This window comes from Mycolicibacterium diernhoferi (genome assembly GCF_019456655.1).
In the GTDB taxonomy this organism is placed as follows: domain Bacteria; phylum Actinomycetota; class Actinomycetes; order Mycobacteriales; family Mycobacteriaceae; genus Mycobacterium; species Mycobacterium diernhoferi.
On the sequence record NZ_CP080332.1, the window covers coordinates 5,236,458 to 5,252,448 of the forward strand.

Below are 15,991 nucleotides of genomic sequence, written 5' to 3' on the forward strand. Positions count from 1 at the left end.
CCGGCTCGTCACCGACGAGGGGTGAGCGAGGACGACGCGGTCGCGCCCGGCTCGGGTGACCGGGCCGTGGCCTCTGCGGCTGAACGGGCCAAGATCACCGCGGCCCGCAACATCCCCGGGTTCGACGATCTGCCGATCCCGGCGGATACGGCGAACCTGCGGGCCGGCGCCGACCTCAATCCCGCCCTGTTGGCGCTGCTGCCGCTGGTCGGTGTGTGGCGCGGCGAGGGCGAGGGTCGCGACGCCGACGGCGACTACCGGTTCGGCCAGCAGATCATCGTCTCCCATGACGGTGGCGACTATCTGAACTGGGATTCCCGCTCCTGGCGTTTGAACGCGGCCGGCGAATACCAGGGCCCCGATCTGCGCGAGACCGGCTTCTGGCGCTTCGTCAGCGATCCGGCCGACCGCGACGAAACCCAGGCGATCGAACTTCTGCTCGCCCATTCGTCAGGCTTCATCGAACTGTTCTACGGCAGCCCGCTGAACCAGGCGTCCTGGGAGTTGGCCACCGACGCACTGGCCCGCAGCAAGTCCAGCAAGCTGGTGGGTGGCGCGAAGCGTCTCTACGGCATCATCGAGGCCGGCGATCTGGCCTACGTCGAGGAACGCGTGGACGCCGACGGCGGGCTGGTCCCGCACCTCTCCGCCCGGCTCAGCCGTTTCATCGGCTAGTCCGCAGGTTTTCTCACCCCGGAAACGGAGCAGCCCCCGAGTCGTTTGATCTTGGTTGGACCAACCAAGGACTCGGGGGCCGGGTGGCCGCTCGGAATTCGCCAGCGCTCGCAGGATTGCACGATGAGCGCGTGTGCGAAGAGCCGAGTAGCTCCATCACACTCCTGGTGCTGCTAGCTAGCAGCCACCTCACTTGTCCGTATGTCACTCAATTTTCGGACCACCTCCTTCCCTGTGTACGGCCGACCGTACTCCCGGAACCTGGGCCCGACAACCGATTTAGCGTGACACTGCCTGCTCCACCCACCGGGACAGCTGCCCGTCGACGGGGGCCCGGTCGAGCGCCCGACCGTCGAGCGTGTGCACGCGGGCACACAGCGTGACCGCCGAGACCAGCCAAACCCCTTGCGCGGCAAACAGATCTGCAACGGTAAGGGGGCGGTAGACGCTTTTCGGCGCGATCTCGAACAATGCGCCGACGGTGGTGCCGGCCAGAATCGGCAGGGTCGGCGGCGGGCTCACCAGGATTTCGCCCTGCGCGATCACCACCGAGGACCGCGGGCCCTCCAGCACCACACCGTCGTCGTCGACGAAGATCGCGTCCCCCGCACCCCGGCGCCCGGCTTCGGTCAGCGCCGCGACATTCAGCGCATAGGACAACGACTTTGCGCCGGCCACCGCGCCGCGCGGGCCGGGATTCAGCGTCACCGCGGCCAGCCCGTCCCGGCGGGCGGCCAGCGCACGCTCGGGCACCGGCGAGACCATCACGAACGCCGCCCCGCGACCGGACACCAGCCGCAGCACCCCCGCCCCGGCACCCCAGCGTGCTGCGGCGACCGTCACCGCGGACCGCCAGCGCGCCGGGTCGGTCGGCGCCAGGCCGACCACGGCCTCGGACCGGGCCAGCCGCCCCAGGTGCGCGTCCAGCAGGCAGGGCCGCCCGCCGCGCAGCAGGGTGGTCTCGAAGACACCGTCGCCGCGGGTGAGCACCGGGGCGCCCGCGGGCACGAGGCGCTCGGCCGGGCCGTGCACGGCGCCGTCGAGGTCCACCACCACGTCCGGGGATCGGGCCACCATGGGCCAGAGCGTATCGGCCGTATCGTTGGGGGCATGTTCGCAGTTCCCGCCCCAGAATCCGGACCAGACGCCGGCGCCGTCTGGCACTACGGTGACCCGCTCGGCGAACAGCGCGCCGCCGCCTCGACCGCGGTGGTGGTGGACCGCTCGCACCGCGCGGTCCTGCAGCTGACCGGCGCTGAGCGCCGCAGCTGGCTGAACACCATCTCCAGCCAGCACGTCAGCGACCTGCCCGATGGCGCCGTCGTGCAGAACCTCAGCCTGGACGTCCAGGGCCGTGTCGAAGATCACTGGATCCAGACCCAGCTCGACGGCCGCACCGTGCTGGACACCGAGCCGTGGCGCGGGGAAGCACTGCTGGCGTTCCTGCGCAAGATGGTGTTCTGGGCCGATGTGGCCATCGACCCGGCCGATCTGGCGGTGCTCTCACTGCTGGGACCGGCCGTCCCGGAGGCGCTCGACGGGCTCGGGATCTCGACCCCGGCGGCGCCGTGGTCCGCGGCTGCGCTGCCCGACGGCGGCTTCCTGCGCGCGACGTACCCGGGCGAATACGACCTCGTCGTGCCCCGGGAGGCCAAGGACGGCTGGCTGGCCCGGCTGACCGGTGCCGGGGTGCAGCCGGCCGGTGTGTGGGCCTACGAGGCACACCGGGTGGCCGCCGCCCGCCCGCGCCTGGGTGTCGACACCGACGAACGCACCATCCCGCATGAGGTCGGCTGGATCGGCGGTCCCGGCGTGGGCGCGGTGCATCTGGACAAGGGCTGCTACCGCGGGCAGGAGACCGTCGCGCGGGTGCACAATCTCGGGAAGCCGCCACGCATGCTGGTGCTGGTGCATCTGGACGGTTCGGTGGAGCGGCCGAGCACCGGCGACCCGCTCCTGGCGGGCGGCCGGGCGGTGGGCCGGCTGGGCTCGGTGGTCGACCACGTCGACGAGGGGCCCATCGGGTTGGCGCTGGTCAAGCGCGGCATCCCGGTAGACACGGCGCTACTCACGGGCGGCGAGATCGAGGTCGCCGCGGGGATCGACCCCGACTCCGTGCCGGATACCGGGGGCGTCGGCGCGGGTCGGCTGGCGGTCGAAAAACTGCGCGGCGGAGGCCGCTAGGACCGCCGGAACCGCGGCAGTCATGGGCCTGCAGGCGCCCCGCCGCCGGGCACGGTAAAGTGTTCGGCAGGACAATACATACACACACAGATCGGAGCCGCCTGCACGTTGGGCCGCTCCGTTATTGCGCGAGGGGGTCCCAATGGGCCGCGGCCGGGCTAAGGCAAAGCAAACCAAGGTTGCTCGTGACCTTAAATACAACACGCCGGAGACTGATTTCGAGCGGCTGCAACGCGAGCTGTCCAACAGCAGCGGTGTTGCCGACGACTTCAAGAACGGTGACGGCCTCGCCGATCGGTACGTCGACGAGGACGACTGGCGGCGCTGACCCGCCGCCCGCGGCACGCGCACCGCGCGGTTCCTCAGAACCGCGGGTGCTGCCCCACCAGCCGCGCTCGCTCTCCATCCTTTGAGCCCTTGGCCACGGTCCCGACCGTCCAGCAGGCCAGGTGGCGCGCGGTAAGAATCGCCAACGCACGGTCGGTGTCCTCCGGCGCGACGATGGCGACCATACCGACGCCCATGTTGAACGTCTTCTCCATCTCTGCGCGCTCGATCCGACCGCGCTGGGCGATCATGCCGAACACCGGTGCCGGAGTCCAGGTACCGCGGTCCAGTTCGGCGACCAGCCCGGGCGGGATGATGCGTTCCAGGTTGCCGGCGAATCCACCGCCGGTGATGTGGCAGAAGGTGCGGACCTGCGTCTCGGCGGCCAGCGCCAGGCAGTCCTTGGCGTAGATGTAGGTCGGCTCCAGTAGTTCCTCGCCGAGCGTGCGGCCGAACTCCTCGACGTGACCCGACAGGTCCATCCGGTCGATCTCCAGCAGCACCTTGCGGGCCAGGGAGTAGCCGTTGGAATGCAGACCGGTGGACGCCATCGCGATGATCACGTCGCCGGGCTTGACCCGGTCCGGGCCGAGCAGATCGTCGGCCTCGACGACACCCACACCGGTGGCGGAGATGTCGTAGTGGTCGGGCTCCATCAGCCCGGGATGTTCTGCGGTCTCACCACCGAGCAGAGCACACCCGGCGCGCACACAGCCCTCGGCGATACCGGAGACGATCGCGGCGACCCGCTCCGGCACGGTCCGGCCGACCGCGATGTAATCCTGCAGGAACAGCGGCTCGGCACCGCACACCACGAGGTCGTCGACGACCATGGCGACCAGGTCCAGGCCGACGGTGTCGTGCTTGTCCATCGCCTGGGCGATCGCCAGCTTGGTGCCGACCCCGTCGGTGGAGGAGGCCAACAGCGGCTCGCGGTAGCCGTCGCGTAAGGCGAACAGCCCCGCGAAGCCACCGAGGCCACCACGGACCTCGGGTCGGGTGGCCTTCTTGGCGAGAGGTTTGAACAACTCGACGGCTCGGTCACCCGCCTCGATGTCCACTCCAGCGGTTGCGTACGAAATACCGTGTTCTTCGGCGCGGCCTTTATCCATGGTCACGCCGGTTCCTGCTCACTCATCGAGCCCAAGGCTACCGGTCCCCTCCTGCCCTCCGCATGGCCGGTGACCTCATTGCTTTCCCGGCGCCGACCGCGCCCACCCGTTTTGGTGCCGCGCGGTGCGGTCATCCATCCCCCGATCGGCTCCGAATACCTGGTGGAGAGCCTGACGAGTGGAGGAACTGTGCCGGACACGAACATGCGCTGCCTGGTCACCGGAGCCACCGGCTACATCGGTGGGAACCTGGTGCCGGTGCTGCTGGAGCGCGGGCACCAGGTGCGCGCCCTGGCCCGCAGACCCGAGAAGCTCGATGATCGGCCCTGGCGGGACCGGGTGGAGGTGGCCCGCGGCGACCTCGGCGACCTGGCCTCGTTGACCGCCGCCTTCGCCGATACCGACGTCGTCTACTACCTGGTGCATTCGATGGGCACCTCGACCGATTTCGTCGCAGAGGAGGCGCGGGCGGCGCGCAATGTGGTGTCTGCGTCCCGCAGCGCGGGCGTGCGCCGCATCGTCTACCTCAGCGGCCTACACCCGGACGGGCAGCTGTCCCCGCACCTGCGTTCCCGCACCGCGGTCGGCGACATCCTGATCGAGTCCGGGATCGAGACGGTGGTGCTGCAGGCCGGCATCGTCATCGGCTCCGGCTCGGCGTCCTTCGAGATGATCCGGCATCTGACCGATCGGTTGCCGGTGATGACCACCCCGCGCTGGGTGCACAACGAGATCCAGCCGATCGCCGTCGACGATGTGCTGCACTACCTCGCCGAGGCGGCCACCGCGCCGGTGCCGCGGTCACGGACCTGGGATATCGGCGGGCCCGACGTCATGGAGTACGGCGAGGCAATGCAGGGCTACGCCGATGTGGCGAGGCTGCGCCGCCGGATGATCGTGGTGTTGCCGTTCCTGACCCCGACGATCGCGAGCTGGTGGGTGGGGCTGGTGACGCCCATCCCGTCGGGCCTGGCCCGCCCACTCGTCGAGTCGCTGCACTGCGATGCGGTGATGCACGACCACGACATCGACGCGGTGATCGGGCCTCCGCCGAACGGTCTGACCCGCTACCGCGACGCCGTCAGCGAGGCGTTGGCCAGTGATGGCACCGCGGCCGACAGGGACCGGCGCCGACTGGTGAGGTTGAGCTCGCCCGAACCGCAGTAGATCTCAGGGCGCGCGCAGCGCGTCGGCGGCATTGCCGGCAGTCTTCGCGGACTCCAGCGGGATGCCGGTGCGTGCCGCGTTGGCCAGCATGTGCTCGATCACGTTCTTGCCCAGCGCCGTCTCACCGGGCAGTTCGATCGGGTAGTCGCCGTCGAAGCATGCCGAGCACAGCCGGGTGGCCGGCTGTTCGGTGGCCGCGATCATGCCCTGCTGACTGATGTAGCCCAGGGTGTCGGCGCCGATCGCGCGGCGCACACCGTCGAGCATTTCGTCCTCGTCGGCGGAGTTGCTGGCCGAATTGGCGATCAGCTCGGCCGGGGTGGCGAAGTCGATGCCGTAGAAGCATGGCCACCGCACCGGCGGGGAGGCGATCCGCACGTGGACCTCGAGCGCCCCCGCCTCACGCAACATCCGGATCAGCGCCCGCTGGGTGTTGCCGCGCACGATCGAGTCGTCCACGACGATCAGCCGCTTCCCGCGGATGACCTCTTTGAGCGGGTTCAGCTTCAGCCGGATGCCGAGCTGGCGGATGGTCTGCGAGGGCTGGATGAACGTGCGCCCGACGTAAGCGTTCTTCACCAGGCCCTGGCCGAACGGGATACCCGAACCCTGCGCGTACCCGACCGCGGCCGGGGTGCCGGATTCCGGCACGCCGATCACCAGATCGGCGTCGACCGGGTTCTCGGCGGCCAGTCGCCGGCCGATGTCGACGCGGGTGGCGTGCACCGAGCGGCCGCCGATGACGCTGTCCGGGCGGGCCAGGTAGACGTATTCGAAGACGCAGCCCTTGGGCGTCGGGTTCGCGAACCGGGTCGAGCGCACCCCGTCGGCGTCGATGGCCAGCAGCTCGCCGGGCTCGATGTCGCGGACGAAGGAGGCGCCGACGATGTCGAGGGCGGCGGTCTCGGAGGCGACCACCCAGCCGCGGTCCAGCCGGCCCAGCGACAGCGGGCGCACACCGTGCGGGTCGCGGGCGGCGTAGAGGGTGTTCTCGTCCATGAACGTCAGGCAGAACGCGCCCCGGACGGTGGGCAGCAGTTCCAGTGCGGCCTGCTCGAGCGTCGAGTCGGCGGCGCCGTGGGCCAGCAGCGCGCCCAGGATGTCGGAGTCGGTGGTGGCGGTCGGGACGCCGCGGGTCTCGATCAGTCCCTCGTCACGCGCCCGGGTCGCCAGTTCGGCGGTGTTCACCAGATTGCCGTTGTGCCCCAACGCCACCCCGGTGCCGGCGGCGGTGTTGCGGAAGACCGGCTGGGCGTTCTCCCAGGTGGTCGAGCCGGTGGTCGAGTAACGGCAGTGCCCGACGGCGACATGTCCGTGCATGGCGGCCAGCGTCTGCTCGTCGAAGACCTGGCTCACCAGGCCGAGATCCTTGAAGACGAGGATCTGGGAGCCGTCGGCGACCGCGATGCCCGCGGCTTCCTGGCCACGGTGTTGCAGCGCATAAAGGCCGTAGTAGGTGAGCTTGGCCACATCCTCGCCGGGTGCCCAGACGCCGAAGACGCCACATTCCTCTTTCGGGTCCGTCTCTTCATGTTCGACGGGCGAGAAGGTCACGATGGCTGCTCCCTGGGGGCTGGGGGTGACGCACCCCAGTCTACGGTGCTCCGACCCCGGTAATTCAATACGCAAGCCGGATTTCGTCCTATCTCACACTCCGCGCGATGCCGATTGCGCATGCCGCGAGCGGCATTTGACACCGGCTGCCATGAGCCGTCCTAGGCCCGGCGGTCATCCAGTGTCAGCAACGGAAGCCACTGCGCGATCTCGGGCGCGCGGGACCCGGACAGCTGCAGGCCCGGCGCATCGATCCCGATCAGCCCGGTGACCAGCAGCAGCCAGGTGCGCGGATCGGTCTCCACGACATTGGGCGGCGTGCCCCGGGTGTGTTTGGGGCCGGCGATGCACTGCACCGCGACGAACGGCGGCACCCGCACCTCCACACTCGCGCCCGGCGCCATCGCCGCCAGGGTCCGCGCGGTCAACCGGACGGCGGCGGCCAGCTCATCACGCGCCGGCTCGGGCCGTGACCCGTCCAGCAGCCAGTCGGCCACCGCGAGCACCGCGGCGCGTGTCTCTGCCGGATCGGCAGTGCGGCGAGCCATCATCGGTTTAGTGTCGCAAAGCGACTGTCCCCGACCGGCCGGCACCGCCGTACAAGACGCGGGTGCGGTGGCCCCGGTGCTGCTCACCCTCGGCGCGGTCCTGCTCTACCAGCGGTTCCGTGGCGAATTCGCGGGCCGGGCTGGTGGCGATCCTGGCACCAAGGTGACACTCACCATCGTGGCCGAATCCTCCGGGGCCCGGCTGACGCTGCGGGTCGACCCGAGGTATCTGGGCCTCATCCCGGCTGACGCTGCGGGTCGACATCAACGCCAGCACCGTGTTCGGCAACAAATACGTCGCGTTGCGGGCGCCGTATAATCCTGTCGCACAACGCTTGTCACCGGGCGGCCGGGTTGCCGGCAGAAGATCCCACCATCAACCCGTGACAAGGCGATTCGGCGCCGGGCACCGCGACGGGGTGGCTCAGACGGGCGGCCCGTCGACGCCGGCCTTGGCCTCCAGGTCCGCCCGGATCCGCTCGGTGTCCTCCGGTGTCCAGCCATCGGGCGGGGCGACGGCCACCCACCCGTCCAGCACGGTGTCGCCGTAGTTGTGCCCGTGCCCCTCGGGCATTCCGGACGCATTCGTGATGTCGGCGCTGACCTGCCAGAACGTCACGATCGGATACCAGCGCATGGATTCGGTCCGACCGGCGCCGGGCGGCTCCCTGAGCCAATCCGGCCGGGAGAACAGCAGATTCGGCGACCACCAGACGATCGGGTCCGAGGCGTGCTGAAGGAACAGCACCCGGGTGCCCGCCCAGTGCGGGGCCGCGATCCGCTGCACGTCGGCCGGGCCGGCGGACTGCGAGAAGCGCACCGTGCGCCCGTTGTCGTAGCGGGGTTCGACCTCCCGGGTGCCCGGATCACGACGCACCACCAGCCCGCTCCACAACGAACTCTCGTGCGGCGGACCCACCCAGAGCACCCCCGAGAAACCCGACTCGGCGATATCGGGCAACCAACCGAACGCACCCTGTCCGGCGAAGGAACCCAGACTCTCGCCGTAGAGCGCGAGTTTGGGGCGGTCACCCGCCGGCAGGGCCGACCACCGCTGATGGATACCGTCGATCATCATCCGGGCCGCGTCGACGGACTTCTCCCGGTCACCGAGGAACGAAATCCAGCTCGGCAGATACGAGTACTGCATGCCGACCAACGCGGTGTCCCCGTTGTACATGGACTCCACCGCCCGGGCGGCCACCGGATTCACCCAGCCCGTGCCGGTCGTCGGGATGATGACGAGCAGTTCGCGATCGAACGCCTCGGTGCGCTCCAACTCGCTGAGCAAGACCGCCATCCGCGCCGCGTCGGTGTCGGCGGTCTGCAGGCCGGCGTACACCCGGATGGGTTCGCGCGCCGGCCGGCCGTTCAGCCGGGTCAGTTCGTCGGCGTCCGGCCCGCCCGCCACGAAGTTTCGGCCTTGGTAGCCGAGCGAATCCCAGGGCGCGAATGATGTTGGACTACCTGACTTCTCGGGCTTCACCGGTTGAGCCACCCCGGCCGCACTGGTCGAGTTCTGCGGTTGGAACACCTGGCTGGCGCCGAGCAGGAAGCCGCGGTAGAGCACCCCGTTGACGAGCATCACGATCAGCACCGCGGTGACCGCGGTGCCGATGAAGAACGCCACCTCGTTCTGCAGCCGCCACCGCCGGATCAGCATCCGGGCGATCAGTTTGACCAGGTCCACCAGCACCCGCCACACCGAGATGCAGGCCGCGCCGACCAGAACCGCGATCACCAGGGTGCGCATGTGGCTCAGCGTGTCGGGGCCTTCGATGCCCATCAGCTCCGAGACCTGGCGCTGCCAGCGGGCGGCCGGGATCATCATCAGGACCGGGACCGTGAGCGCGCCGGCCACCACGACCGCCTTGGCGATGCGCAGCACCGTGGCGCTCGGCGGCCACCAGGATCGGCCGCGTAACACGAACCGCTGCAGGAACTTACGGATCAGGACGCCGATCCCGTAGCCGATGGCTCCGTTGATACCACCGATCAGGCCGGCGAACAGCCAGTCCCTCGGCAGCAGGGACGGGGTCAGCGACAGACAGAAGAACAGTGCGCCGAAAGGGATTCCGACGAAGTCGAGCCGGACCAGACTCCAGGCCCACCGCAGTAGTGGATGCCCGAGCCTGGTCCGATCGATCACCCGAACAACCCGGGCAACACGCCCTCGGAGGTGGCCCGTAGCTCGGCGAGCGTGACGGTGAACTGGTCCTGCACTTCCAGCGAGCTGCTGCCCTCGTCGGACACGCCCACCCGGGTCACCGGCAGGCCGCGGGCCTCGCACATGGACCGGAACCGGCTCTCCTCGGTGCGCGGCACCGCCACCAGCACGCGGCCGGCCGACTCGGAGAACAGGAACACGAACGGGTCGACACCTTCGGGCAGCACCACCCGGGCGCCGGTCTCACCGGCCAGCGATGCCTCGATGACGGCCTGGATCAGCCCGCCCTCGCTGAGATCGTGTGCGGCCGAGACCAATCCGTCACGCGACGCCGCGGTCAACACCTCGGCCAGCAGCTTCTCCCGGGCCAGGTCGACCTTCGGTGGCACACCACCGAGGTGGTCACCGGTGACCTGCGCCCAGATCGACCCGTCGAACTCGTCGTGGGTGTCGCCGAGCAGCAGCAGTGTCTCGCCGGGCTCGTTGCCCAGTCCGGTCGGGATCCGGCGGGTCACATCGTCGATCACGCCGAGCACACCGACCACCGGGGTGGGCAGAATCGGCGTGCTGCCGGTCTGGTTGTAGAAGCTGACGTTGCCGCCGGTGACCGGGATGCCCAGTTCCGCGCAGCCGTCGGCCAGTCCGCGGACCGCCTGGGAGAACTGCCACATCACACCCGGGTCCTCCGGGGAGCCGAAGTTCAGGCAGTTGGTCACCGCCACCGGGGTGGCCCCGGTGACCGCCACGTTGCGGTAGGCCTCGGCCAGCGCGAGCTGGGCGCCGGTGTAGGGGTCGAGTTGGGTGTAACGGCCCGACGCGTCGGTGGACACCGCGACACCGCGGCCGGTCTCCTCGTCGATCCGCAGCACACCGCCGTCGGCGTGCTCGGCGAGCACGGTGTTGCCCCGCACGTACCGGTCGTACTGCTCGGTGATGAACGCCCGGCTGCACAGGTGCGGGCTGCCCAGCAGCGCGAGTGCGGTGGCCTTGAGCTCGTCGCCGGTCACCGGGCGGGCGAGCTTGGCCGAGGTGTCGGCGATCAGCGCGTCCTGGCTGTCCGGGCGGGCCAGCGGACGCTGGTAGACCGGGCCCTCGTGGGCGACGGTGCGCGGCGGGACATCCACCACGGTCTCCCCGTGCCAGGTGATCTGCAGCCGGTCGCCGTCGGTGACCTCACCGATCACGCTGGCCAGCACGTCCCACTTGCGGCACACCGCGAGGAACTTCTCCACGTTCTCCGGGGTGACCACCGCGCACATGCGCTCCTGCGATTCCGAGGACAGGATCTCCGCGGGGGTCATGTCCGCGGCGCGCTGCGGCACCGCGTCCAGCTCGACGCGCATCCCGCCGTCGCCGGCGGACGCGAGTTCGGAGGTGGCGCAGGACAATCCGGCACCACCGAGGTCCTGGATGCCGACCACCAGGTCGGCTGCGTAGAGCTCCAGGCAGCATTCGATGAGCACCTTCTCCATGAAGGGGTCACCGACCTGCACCGAGGGCAGCTTCTTGCGGCCGGAGCCGGATTCGTCGCCCGAGAACGTGTCGCTGGCCAGCACCGAGACACCGCCGATGCCGTCCAGACCGGTGCGCGCTCCGAACAGGATGATCTTGTTGCCGGTGCCGGACGCGAAGGCCAGGTGCAGGTCCTCCTTGCGCAGCACACCGACGCAGAGCGCATTCACCAGTGGGTTGCCCGCGTAGGAGGCGTCGAACACGGTCTCGCCGCCGATGTTGGGCAGGCCGAGCGAGTTGCCGTAGCCGCCGATGCCGCGGACCACGCCGTCGAGCACCCGGCGGGTGTCGGGGGCGTCGGCGGCGCCGAAGCGCAGCTGGTCCATCACCGCGACCGGGCGGGCGCCCATCGCCATGATGTCGCGGACGATGCCGCCCACGCCGGTGGCCGCACCCTGGTAGGGCTCCACGTAAGACGGGTGGTTGTGCGACTCCACCTTGAAGGTGACCGCCCAGCCGTCACCGATGTCCACCACGCCGGCGTTCTCGCCGATCCCGGCGAGCATCCCGGCCCGCATCTCGTCGGTGGTGGTCTCACCGAAGTAGCGCAGGTGCACCTTGGAGGACTTGTACGAGCAGTGCTCGCTCCACATCACCGAGTACATCGCCAGTTCGGCGTCGGTGGGGCGGCGGCCCAGGATCTCGCGGATGCGCTGGTACTCGTCGTCCTTCAGCCCCAGTTCGCGATATGGCTGGGGATGATCAGGGGTGGCGGCTGCCCGCTCGACGGTATCTGTCTGATGAGTGAGCTCCGACGTCACGCAGACAGTCTAAGCGGGCCCGCAAAACGGATCCGACCAGCTGGCAGGGTGCGCTGGGTCACCCCCGTTCAGGAGACGCAGAACGCGTTGCCTTCCGGGTCGGCGAGCACCACCCATTCGAACTCGGGGCCGAAGCTGTTGCGTGCGGTCTCCGTCGCGCCCAGGCCGACCAGCCGGGCGACCTCGGCCTCCTTGTCCTCGGCGTGCAGGTCCACGTGCACCTTGTTCTTGCCGGGCGTCGGGTCGGGTACCCGTTGGAAACCCAGCGTGGGACGGCCTTCGCTGCTCAGCATCACGAATTCCCCTGGTGCCACGGCGTTCAGGTCGCCGCCGATCGCCTCGGTCCACCATGCGCCGAGCGCGTCGGGGTCCACGCAGTCGAACGTGATCATCTCGATTCGAAGAGTCATGGTCCGAGATTAGGACAGCCGGGCAACCACCTCAGGGGTAATTGATGCCACGACCGCCCCGTCGCAGGGTGGGGTCATGACCAACACACACACCGCACCCAAGTTCACCGCCGAGGCGTGGGCCGCGTTCTGGGCCGCCCCCGACCCGTCCCACATCGGCGGGCTGCTCGCCGAGGGCATCGTCGGGCACTGGCCCGGGGACCCGAAACCGGCCCGCGGCCGCGCGGACTACCTCGCCAAGATCGCCGGGGTCGTCGAGGCCCTGCCCGATCTGCGGCTGCAGTTGGTGGACAGCGCCACCGTCGCCGGCGACACCGACGGCGAGGAGCTGATCTTCCTGCACTACACCGGCACCGCCGCCGACGGCGCGGTCACCATCCGGGGGATGGACCGGGTGCGTACCCGGGACGGCATCGTGGTGGAGAACGTGATCCGGTACGACCTCAGCGAGCTCTAGCCACCGGGTGTGAGGAACGCCTGCAGCGCCGCCGAGTAGGCGGCGACATCGTGCGCACCCATCACCTCTCGCGCGGAGTGCATGGCCAGCTGCGCCGCACCCACGTCCACGGTCGGGATGCCGGTGCCCGCGGCGGTCATCGGGCCGATGGTGGACCCGCAGGGCAGATCGGCGCGGTGCTCGTAGCGCTGCAGCGGCACCCCGGCCTGGCGGCAGGCCAGCGCGAACGCCGCCGCGGTCCGCCCGTCGGTGGCGTAGCGCAGATTGGGTTGCACCTTGAGCACCGGGCCGCCGTTGACCTGGATCTGATGGCCGGGCTCGTGCCGCTCCGGGTAGTTCGGGTGGGTGGCGTGGGCCATGTCGCCGGAGGCCACCATCGAGGTCGACAGCCGGCGCAGGAAATCCTCCCGGTTGCCGCCGGCCGCCAGCGTGATGCGTTCCAGCACGGTCAGCAGCAGGTCGGACTGGGCGCCGTGATCGGACTGCGAACCGACCTCCTCGTGGTCGAACAGCGCCAGCACCGGGACCTGGCCGGTCGGGCGTGCGGCCAGCAGCGCCTCCAGCCCGGCATAGCAGGTGGCCTGGTTGTCCAGCCGCGGCGCGCTGACGAAGTCGCCGTCGACACCGGTGACCGCGGACGGGGTGAGGTCGTGGGTCATCAGGTCGAAGCCGAGCACATCGCGCTCGGGCACCCCGGCCCGTTCGGCGACGTAACCGAGGAAGGACCGCTGCTCCCCCACGCCCCAGACCGCGTTGACGTGGCGCTGCGGGTCCGGGCTGACGCCCTTGCGGTCGTCGGACAGGTGGATGGCCAACTGCGGGACCCGCAGGATCGGGTCGTCGATGCGGACGAGTTGATGGCTGATGGAGCCGCCGGCGGCCACCGAGAGCCGGCCGCTGATCCCCAGATCGCGGTCCAGCCAGGAGTTCAGCCAGGCCCCGCCGTAGGGCTGCAGGGCCACCACCTGCCAACCCGCGACGACGCGGTCCGGATGCTGTTTGACCCGCAGGTTGGGGCTGTCGGTGTGCGCGCCCACGATCCGGAAGGGCACATCCCCCGCGGTGCCGTCCCAGGCGACCAGGGAGCCGGCGCGGACGGTGAAGAACCTGCCCGAGGACGGCCAGGCGTCCGCTTCCGACAGTTCGGTGTAGCCCGCCGCGGTGAGCCGCTGCGCCGCGGTGGCGCACACATGGAACGGCGACGGGGAGGCGTCGATGAACTCACACAGACTCTGGGGGCTAGCGGCCATCTTTCCATCTTGACCTGCGAATCCGTTGCCCGTGCCGCTAGGGTCTGCATCTGTGACCGGTCCGGTGCCCCAGCAGGTGGTCGACCCGTTGACCGCTGCCGCAATTTTCCTGGTGGCGACCATCGACGGCGGTGGCGAGCAGGCCGTGCACGACGCGTTACCCGACATCGCAGGATTGGTCAGCGCCATCGGGTTTCGCGACCCGTCCAAGAAGCTGTCGGTGGTGACCGCGATCGGCTCGGACGCCTGGGACCGGTTGTTCGACGGGCCCCGCCCGGCCGAGTTGCATCCGTTCATCCCGCTGGACGGGCCGGTGCATCACGCGCCGGCCACCCCCGGAGATCTGCTGTTCCACATCCGCGCCGAGACCATGGACGTCTGCTTCGAGTTGGCCGGGCGGTTGATGGAGGCCATGGACGGGGCGGTCACCGTGGTCGACGAGGTGCACGGGTTCAACTATTTCGACAACCGGGATCTGCTCGGTTTCGTCGACGGCACCGAGAACCCGAACGGGCAGGCGGCGTTGAACGCCACCGTCATCGGCGCCGAGGACCCGGACTTCGCCGGCGGCTGCTACGTGCACATCCAGCGGTACGTGCACGACATGTCGTCGTGGCGTTCGTTGTCCGTCGACGAGCAGCAGAACGTGATCGGGCGCACCAAGTTCGACGACATCGAGATGGATGACGATGTGAAGCCCGCGAATTCGCACATCGCGCTGAACGTCATCACCGATGCCGACGGCAACGAGCTGAAGATCGTGCGCCGCAACATGCCCTACGGCAGCGTCGGCAACGGCGAATACGGCACCTACTTCATCGGCTATTCGCGCACGCCCGGGGTGACCGAGCAGATGCTGGCCAACATGTTCATCGGCAGCCCGCCCGGAAACACCGACCGCATCCTGGATTTCTCCATCGCCGTCACCGGCGGCATGTTCTTCGTCCCCACCGTCGACTTCCTCGACGACCCGGCGCCGCTGCCCGCACCGGCCGCCGGTGGGAAGGTTCGGGTGCCCGACCAGTCCCTGGCGATCGGCAGTTTGAAAGGAATTCCGCAATGAACAACCTCTACCGCGAACTCGCCCCGATCACCGATGCGGCCTGGGCCGAGATCGAGCAGGAGGCCAGCCGGACCTTCAAGCGGCACATCGCCGGCCGGCGGGTGGTCGACGTCAGCGATCCCAGCGGCCCGGTGACCGCGGCGGTCAGCACCGGTCATCTGGTCGATGTGACACCGCCCGGTGAGGGGGTGGTGGCGCATCTGCGGGAGGCCCGCCCGCTGGTGCAGCTGCGGGTGCCGTTCACGGTGGGGCGCCGCGATGTCGACGATGTGGAACGCGGTTCGCAGGATTCGGACTGGGATCCGGTGAAGGACGCGGCCAAGAAGCTGGCCTTCGCCGAGGACCGGGCGATCTTCGAGGGTTACCCGTCGGCGTCCATCGAGGGCATCCGCAAGTCGAGTTCCAATCCGGCGCTGGCGCTGCCGGAGGATCCGCGCGACTACCCGGATGTGATCGCCCAGGCGCTGTCGGAACTGCGGCTCGCGGGCGTGGACGGGCCGTACTCGGTGCTGCTGTCGGCCGACGCCTACACCCTGGTCAGTGAGACCACCGCGCACGGCTACCCGCTGCGCGAACACCTCAACCGGCTGGTCGACGGGGAGATCATCTGGGCGCCGGCCATCGACGGTGCGTTCGTATTGTCCACCCGTGGAGGCGATTTCGATCTTCAGCTGGGCACCGACGTATCGATCGGGTACCTGTCCCACGACGCGCAGAGCATCCAGCTCTATCTGCAGGAGACGTTCACGTTCCTGGCCTACACCGCCGAGGCGTCGGTCGCGCTGACCCGCTGACGCTTGCTGC

The 15,991-nt window shown here is 69.5% G+C and carries 16 protein-coding genes; 8 read left to right on the forward strand and 8 right to left on the reverse strand.

The genetic code is table 11. The features are described 5' to 3' along the window. Positions 1 to 21 precede the first annotated feature (21 nt). A complete protein-coding gene (locus tag K0O62_RS24830) occupies positions 22 to 675 on the forward strand; it encodes a heme-binding beta-barrel domain-containing protein (RefSeq protein ID WP_073856615.1) in 654 nt (217 codons plus the stop codon). Between the two features lie 279 nt (positions 676 to 954). On the opposite strand, the gene K0O62_RS24835 is transcribed toward K0O62_RS24830, so the two are convergent. Then, positions 955 to 1,749 carry an aminotransferase class IV gene (locus K0O62_RS24835; protein WP_073856908.1) on the reverse strand — a complete coding sequence of 265 codons (795 nt, stop codon included), beginning with the start codon at positions 1,747 to 1,749 and terminating at the stop codon, positions 955 to 957. A 36-nt stretch (positions 1,750 to 1,785) separates the two neighbouring features. Between K0O62_RS24835 and ygfZ the strand changes: the two genes are divergently transcribed. Both ygfZ and K0O62_RS24845 read left to right on the forward strand, forming a co-directional pair. Continuing rightward, on the forward strand, positions 1,786 to 2,859 hold the full coding sequence (gene ygfZ, locus K0O62_RS24840) for a CAF17-like 4Fe-4S cluster assembly/insertion protein YgfZ (RefSeq protein WP_073856616.1): 1,074 nt from the start codon (positions 1,786 to 1,788) through the stop codon (positions 2,857 to 2,859). 142 nt (positions 2,860 to 3,001) lie between these two features. Further along, positions 3,002 to 3,187 carry a DUF3073 domain-containing protein gene (locus K0O62_RS24845; RefSeq protein ID WP_073856617.1) on the forward strand — a complete coding sequence of 62 codons (186 nt, stop codon included), beginning with the start codon at positions 3,002 to 3,004 and terminating at the stop codon, positions 3,185 to 3,187. Between the two features lie 34 nt (positions 3,188 to 3,221). Here K0O62_RS24845 and purM read toward each other — a convergent pair whose 3' ends face one another. Further along, positions 3,222 to 4,298 (reverse strand): phosphoribosylformylglycinamidine cyclo-ligase, encoded by a 1,077-nt coding sequence (purM, locus tag K0O62_RS24850; protein WP_073856909.1) that lies wholly within the window; start codon positions 4,296 to 4,298, stop codon positions 3,222 to 3,224. 204 nt (positions 4,299 to 4,502) lie between these two features. Between purM and K0O62_RS24855 the strand changes: the two genes are divergently transcribed. Next, a complete protein-coding gene (locus tag K0O62_RS24855; protein WP_205870611.1) occupies positions 4,503 to 5,465 on the forward strand; it encodes an NAD(P)H-binding protein in 963 nt (320 codons plus the stop codon). A 3-nt stretch (positions 5,466 to 5,468) separates the two neighbouring features. On the opposite strand, the gene purF is transcribed toward K0O62_RS24855, so the two are convergent. Beyond that, complete coding sequence (purF, locus tag K0O62_RS24860) at positions 5,469 to 7,019, reverse strand: amidophosphoribosyltransferase (RefSeq protein WP_073856618.1); 1,551 nt, start codon at positions 7,017 to 7,019, stop codon at positions 5,469 to 5,471. A 161-nt stretch (positions 7,020 to 7,180) separates the two neighbouring features. After that, positions 7,181 to 7,570 carry a sterol carrier family protein gene (locus K0O62_RS24865; protein ID WP_073856619.1) on the reverse strand — a complete coding sequence of 130 codons (390 nt, stop codon included), beginning with the start codon at positions 7,568 to 7,570 and terminating at the stop codon, positions 7,181 to 7,183. A gap of 73 nt (positions 7,571 to 7,643) precedes the next feature. Here K0O62_RS24865 and K0O62_RS24870 point away from each other — a divergent pair, with 73 nt between their 5' ends. Beyond that, positions 7,644 to 7,886 (forward strand): hypothetical protein, encoded by a 243-nt coding sequence (locus tag K0O62_RS24870; protein WP_220045478.1) that lies wholly within the window; start codon positions 7,644 to 7,646, stop codon positions 7,884 to 7,886. 105 nt (positions 7,887 to 7,991) lie between these two features. Here the strand turns inward: K0O62_RS24870 and K0O62_RS24875 are convergent, their stop codons facing one another. The 3 genes from K0O62_RS24875 to K0O62_RS24885 all read right to left on the reverse strand — a co-directional run bounded on the left by K0O62_RS24875 (position 7,992) and on the right by K0O62_RS24885 (position 12,417). Next, on the reverse strand, positions 7,992 to 9,716 hold the full coding sequence (locus K0O62_RS24875) for an alpha/beta hydrolase (RefSeq protein WP_073856621.1): 1,725 nt from the start codon (positions 9,714 to 9,716) through the stop codon (positions 7,992 to 7,994). Beyond that, positions 9,713 to 12,007, reverse strand: a complete 2,295-nt coding sequence (gene purL / locus K0O62_RS24880) for a phosphoribosylformylglycinamidine synthase subunit PurL (RefSeq protein ID WP_073856622.1) — start codon at positions 12,005 to 12,007, stop codon at positions 9,713 to 9,715. The genes K0O62_RS24875 and purL overlap by 4 nt, the downstream gene beginning before the upstream one ends. 68 nt (positions 12,008 to 12,075) lie before the next feature. Continuing rightward, a complete protein-coding gene (locus tag K0O62_RS24885) occupies positions 12,076 to 12,417 on the reverse strand; it encodes a VOC family protein (RefSeq protein ID WP_073856623.1) in 342 nt (113 codons plus the stop codon). Between the two features lie 76 nt (positions 12,418 to 12,493). Here K0O62_RS24885 and K0O62_RS24890 point away from each other — a divergent pair, with 76 nt between their 5' ends. After that, positions 12,494 to 12,874 (forward strand): nuclear transport factor 2 family protein, encoded by a 381-nt coding sequence (locus K0O62_RS24890; protein ID WP_073856624.1) that lies wholly within the window; start codon positions 12,494 to 12,496, stop codon positions 12,872 to 12,874. On the opposite strand, the gene K0O62_RS24895 is transcribed toward K0O62_RS24890, so the two are convergent. Then, positions 12,871 to 14,124, reverse strand: a complete 1,254-nt coding sequence (locus K0O62_RS24895) for a M18 family aminopeptidase (protein WP_073856625.1) — start codon at positions 14,122 to 14,124, stop codon at positions 12,871 to 12,873. The two genes, K0O62_RS24890 and K0O62_RS24895, sit on opposite strands and share 4 nt — an antisense overlap. Before the next feature lie 52 nt (positions 14,125 to 14,176). On the opposite strand from K0O62_RS24895, the gene K0O62_RS24900 reads away from it, so the two are divergent. Next, the gene (locus K0O62_RS24900; protein ID WP_073856626.1) at positions 14,177 to 15,187 is read left to right on the forward strand and encodes a Dyp-type peroxidase; all 1,011 of its coding nucleotides are present in this window, start codon (positions 14,177 to 14,179) and stop codon (positions 15,185 to 15,187) included. After that, positions 15,184 to 15,981 carry a family 1 encapsulin nanocompartment shell protein gene (locus tag K0O62_RS24905; protein ID WP_073856627.1) on the forward strand — a complete coding sequence of 266 codons (798 nt, stop codon included), beginning with the start codon at positions 15,184 to 15,186 and terminating at the stop codon, positions 15,979 to 15,981. Before K0O62_RS24900 ends, K0O62_RS24905 begins: the two co-directional genes overlap by 4 nt. The last annotated feature ends 10 nt before the right edge of the window (positions 15,982 to 15,991 follow it).

Excerpts from the sequence above, each read along its gene's own strand:
- K0O62_RS24905 (WP_073856627.1), top strand. The coding sequence starts at position 15,184 with ATGAACAACCTCTACCGCGAACTCGCCCCGATCACCGATGCGGCCTGG.
- K0O62_RS24890 (WP_073856624.1), top strand. The coding sequence starts at position 12,494 with ATGACCAACACACACACCGCACCCAAGTTCACCGCCGAGGCGTGGGCC.
- ygfZ (WP_073856616.1), top strand. The coding sequence starts at position 1,786 with ATGTTCGCAGTTCCCGCCCCAGAATCCGGACCAGACGCCGGCGCCGTC.
- K0O62_RS24845 (WP_073856617.1), top strand. The coding sequence starts at position 3,002 with ATGGGCCGCGGCCGGGCTAAGGCAAAGCAAACCAAGGTTGCTCGTGAC.
- K0O62_RS24895 (WP_073856625.1), bottom strand. The coding sequence starts at position 14,124 with ATGGCCGCTAGCCCCCAGAGTCTGTGTGAGTTCATCGACGCCTCCCCG.
- K0O62_RS24855 (WP_205870611.1), top strand. The coding sequence starts at position 4,503 with ATGCGCTGCCTGGTCACCGGAGCCACCGGCTACATCGGTGGGAACCTG.
- K0O62_RS24865 (WP_073856619.1), bottom strand. The coding sequence starts at position 7,570 with ATGATGGCTCGCCGCACTGCCGATCCGGCAGAGACACGCGCCGCGGTG.
- purM (WP_073856909.1), bottom strand. The coding sequence starts at position 4,298 with ATGGATAAAGGCCGCGCCGAAGAACACGGTATTTCGTACGCAACCGCT.
- K0O62_RS24885 (WP_073856623.1), bottom strand. The coding sequence starts at position 12,417 with ATGACTCTTCGAATCGAGATGATCACGTTCGACTGCGTGGACCCCGAC.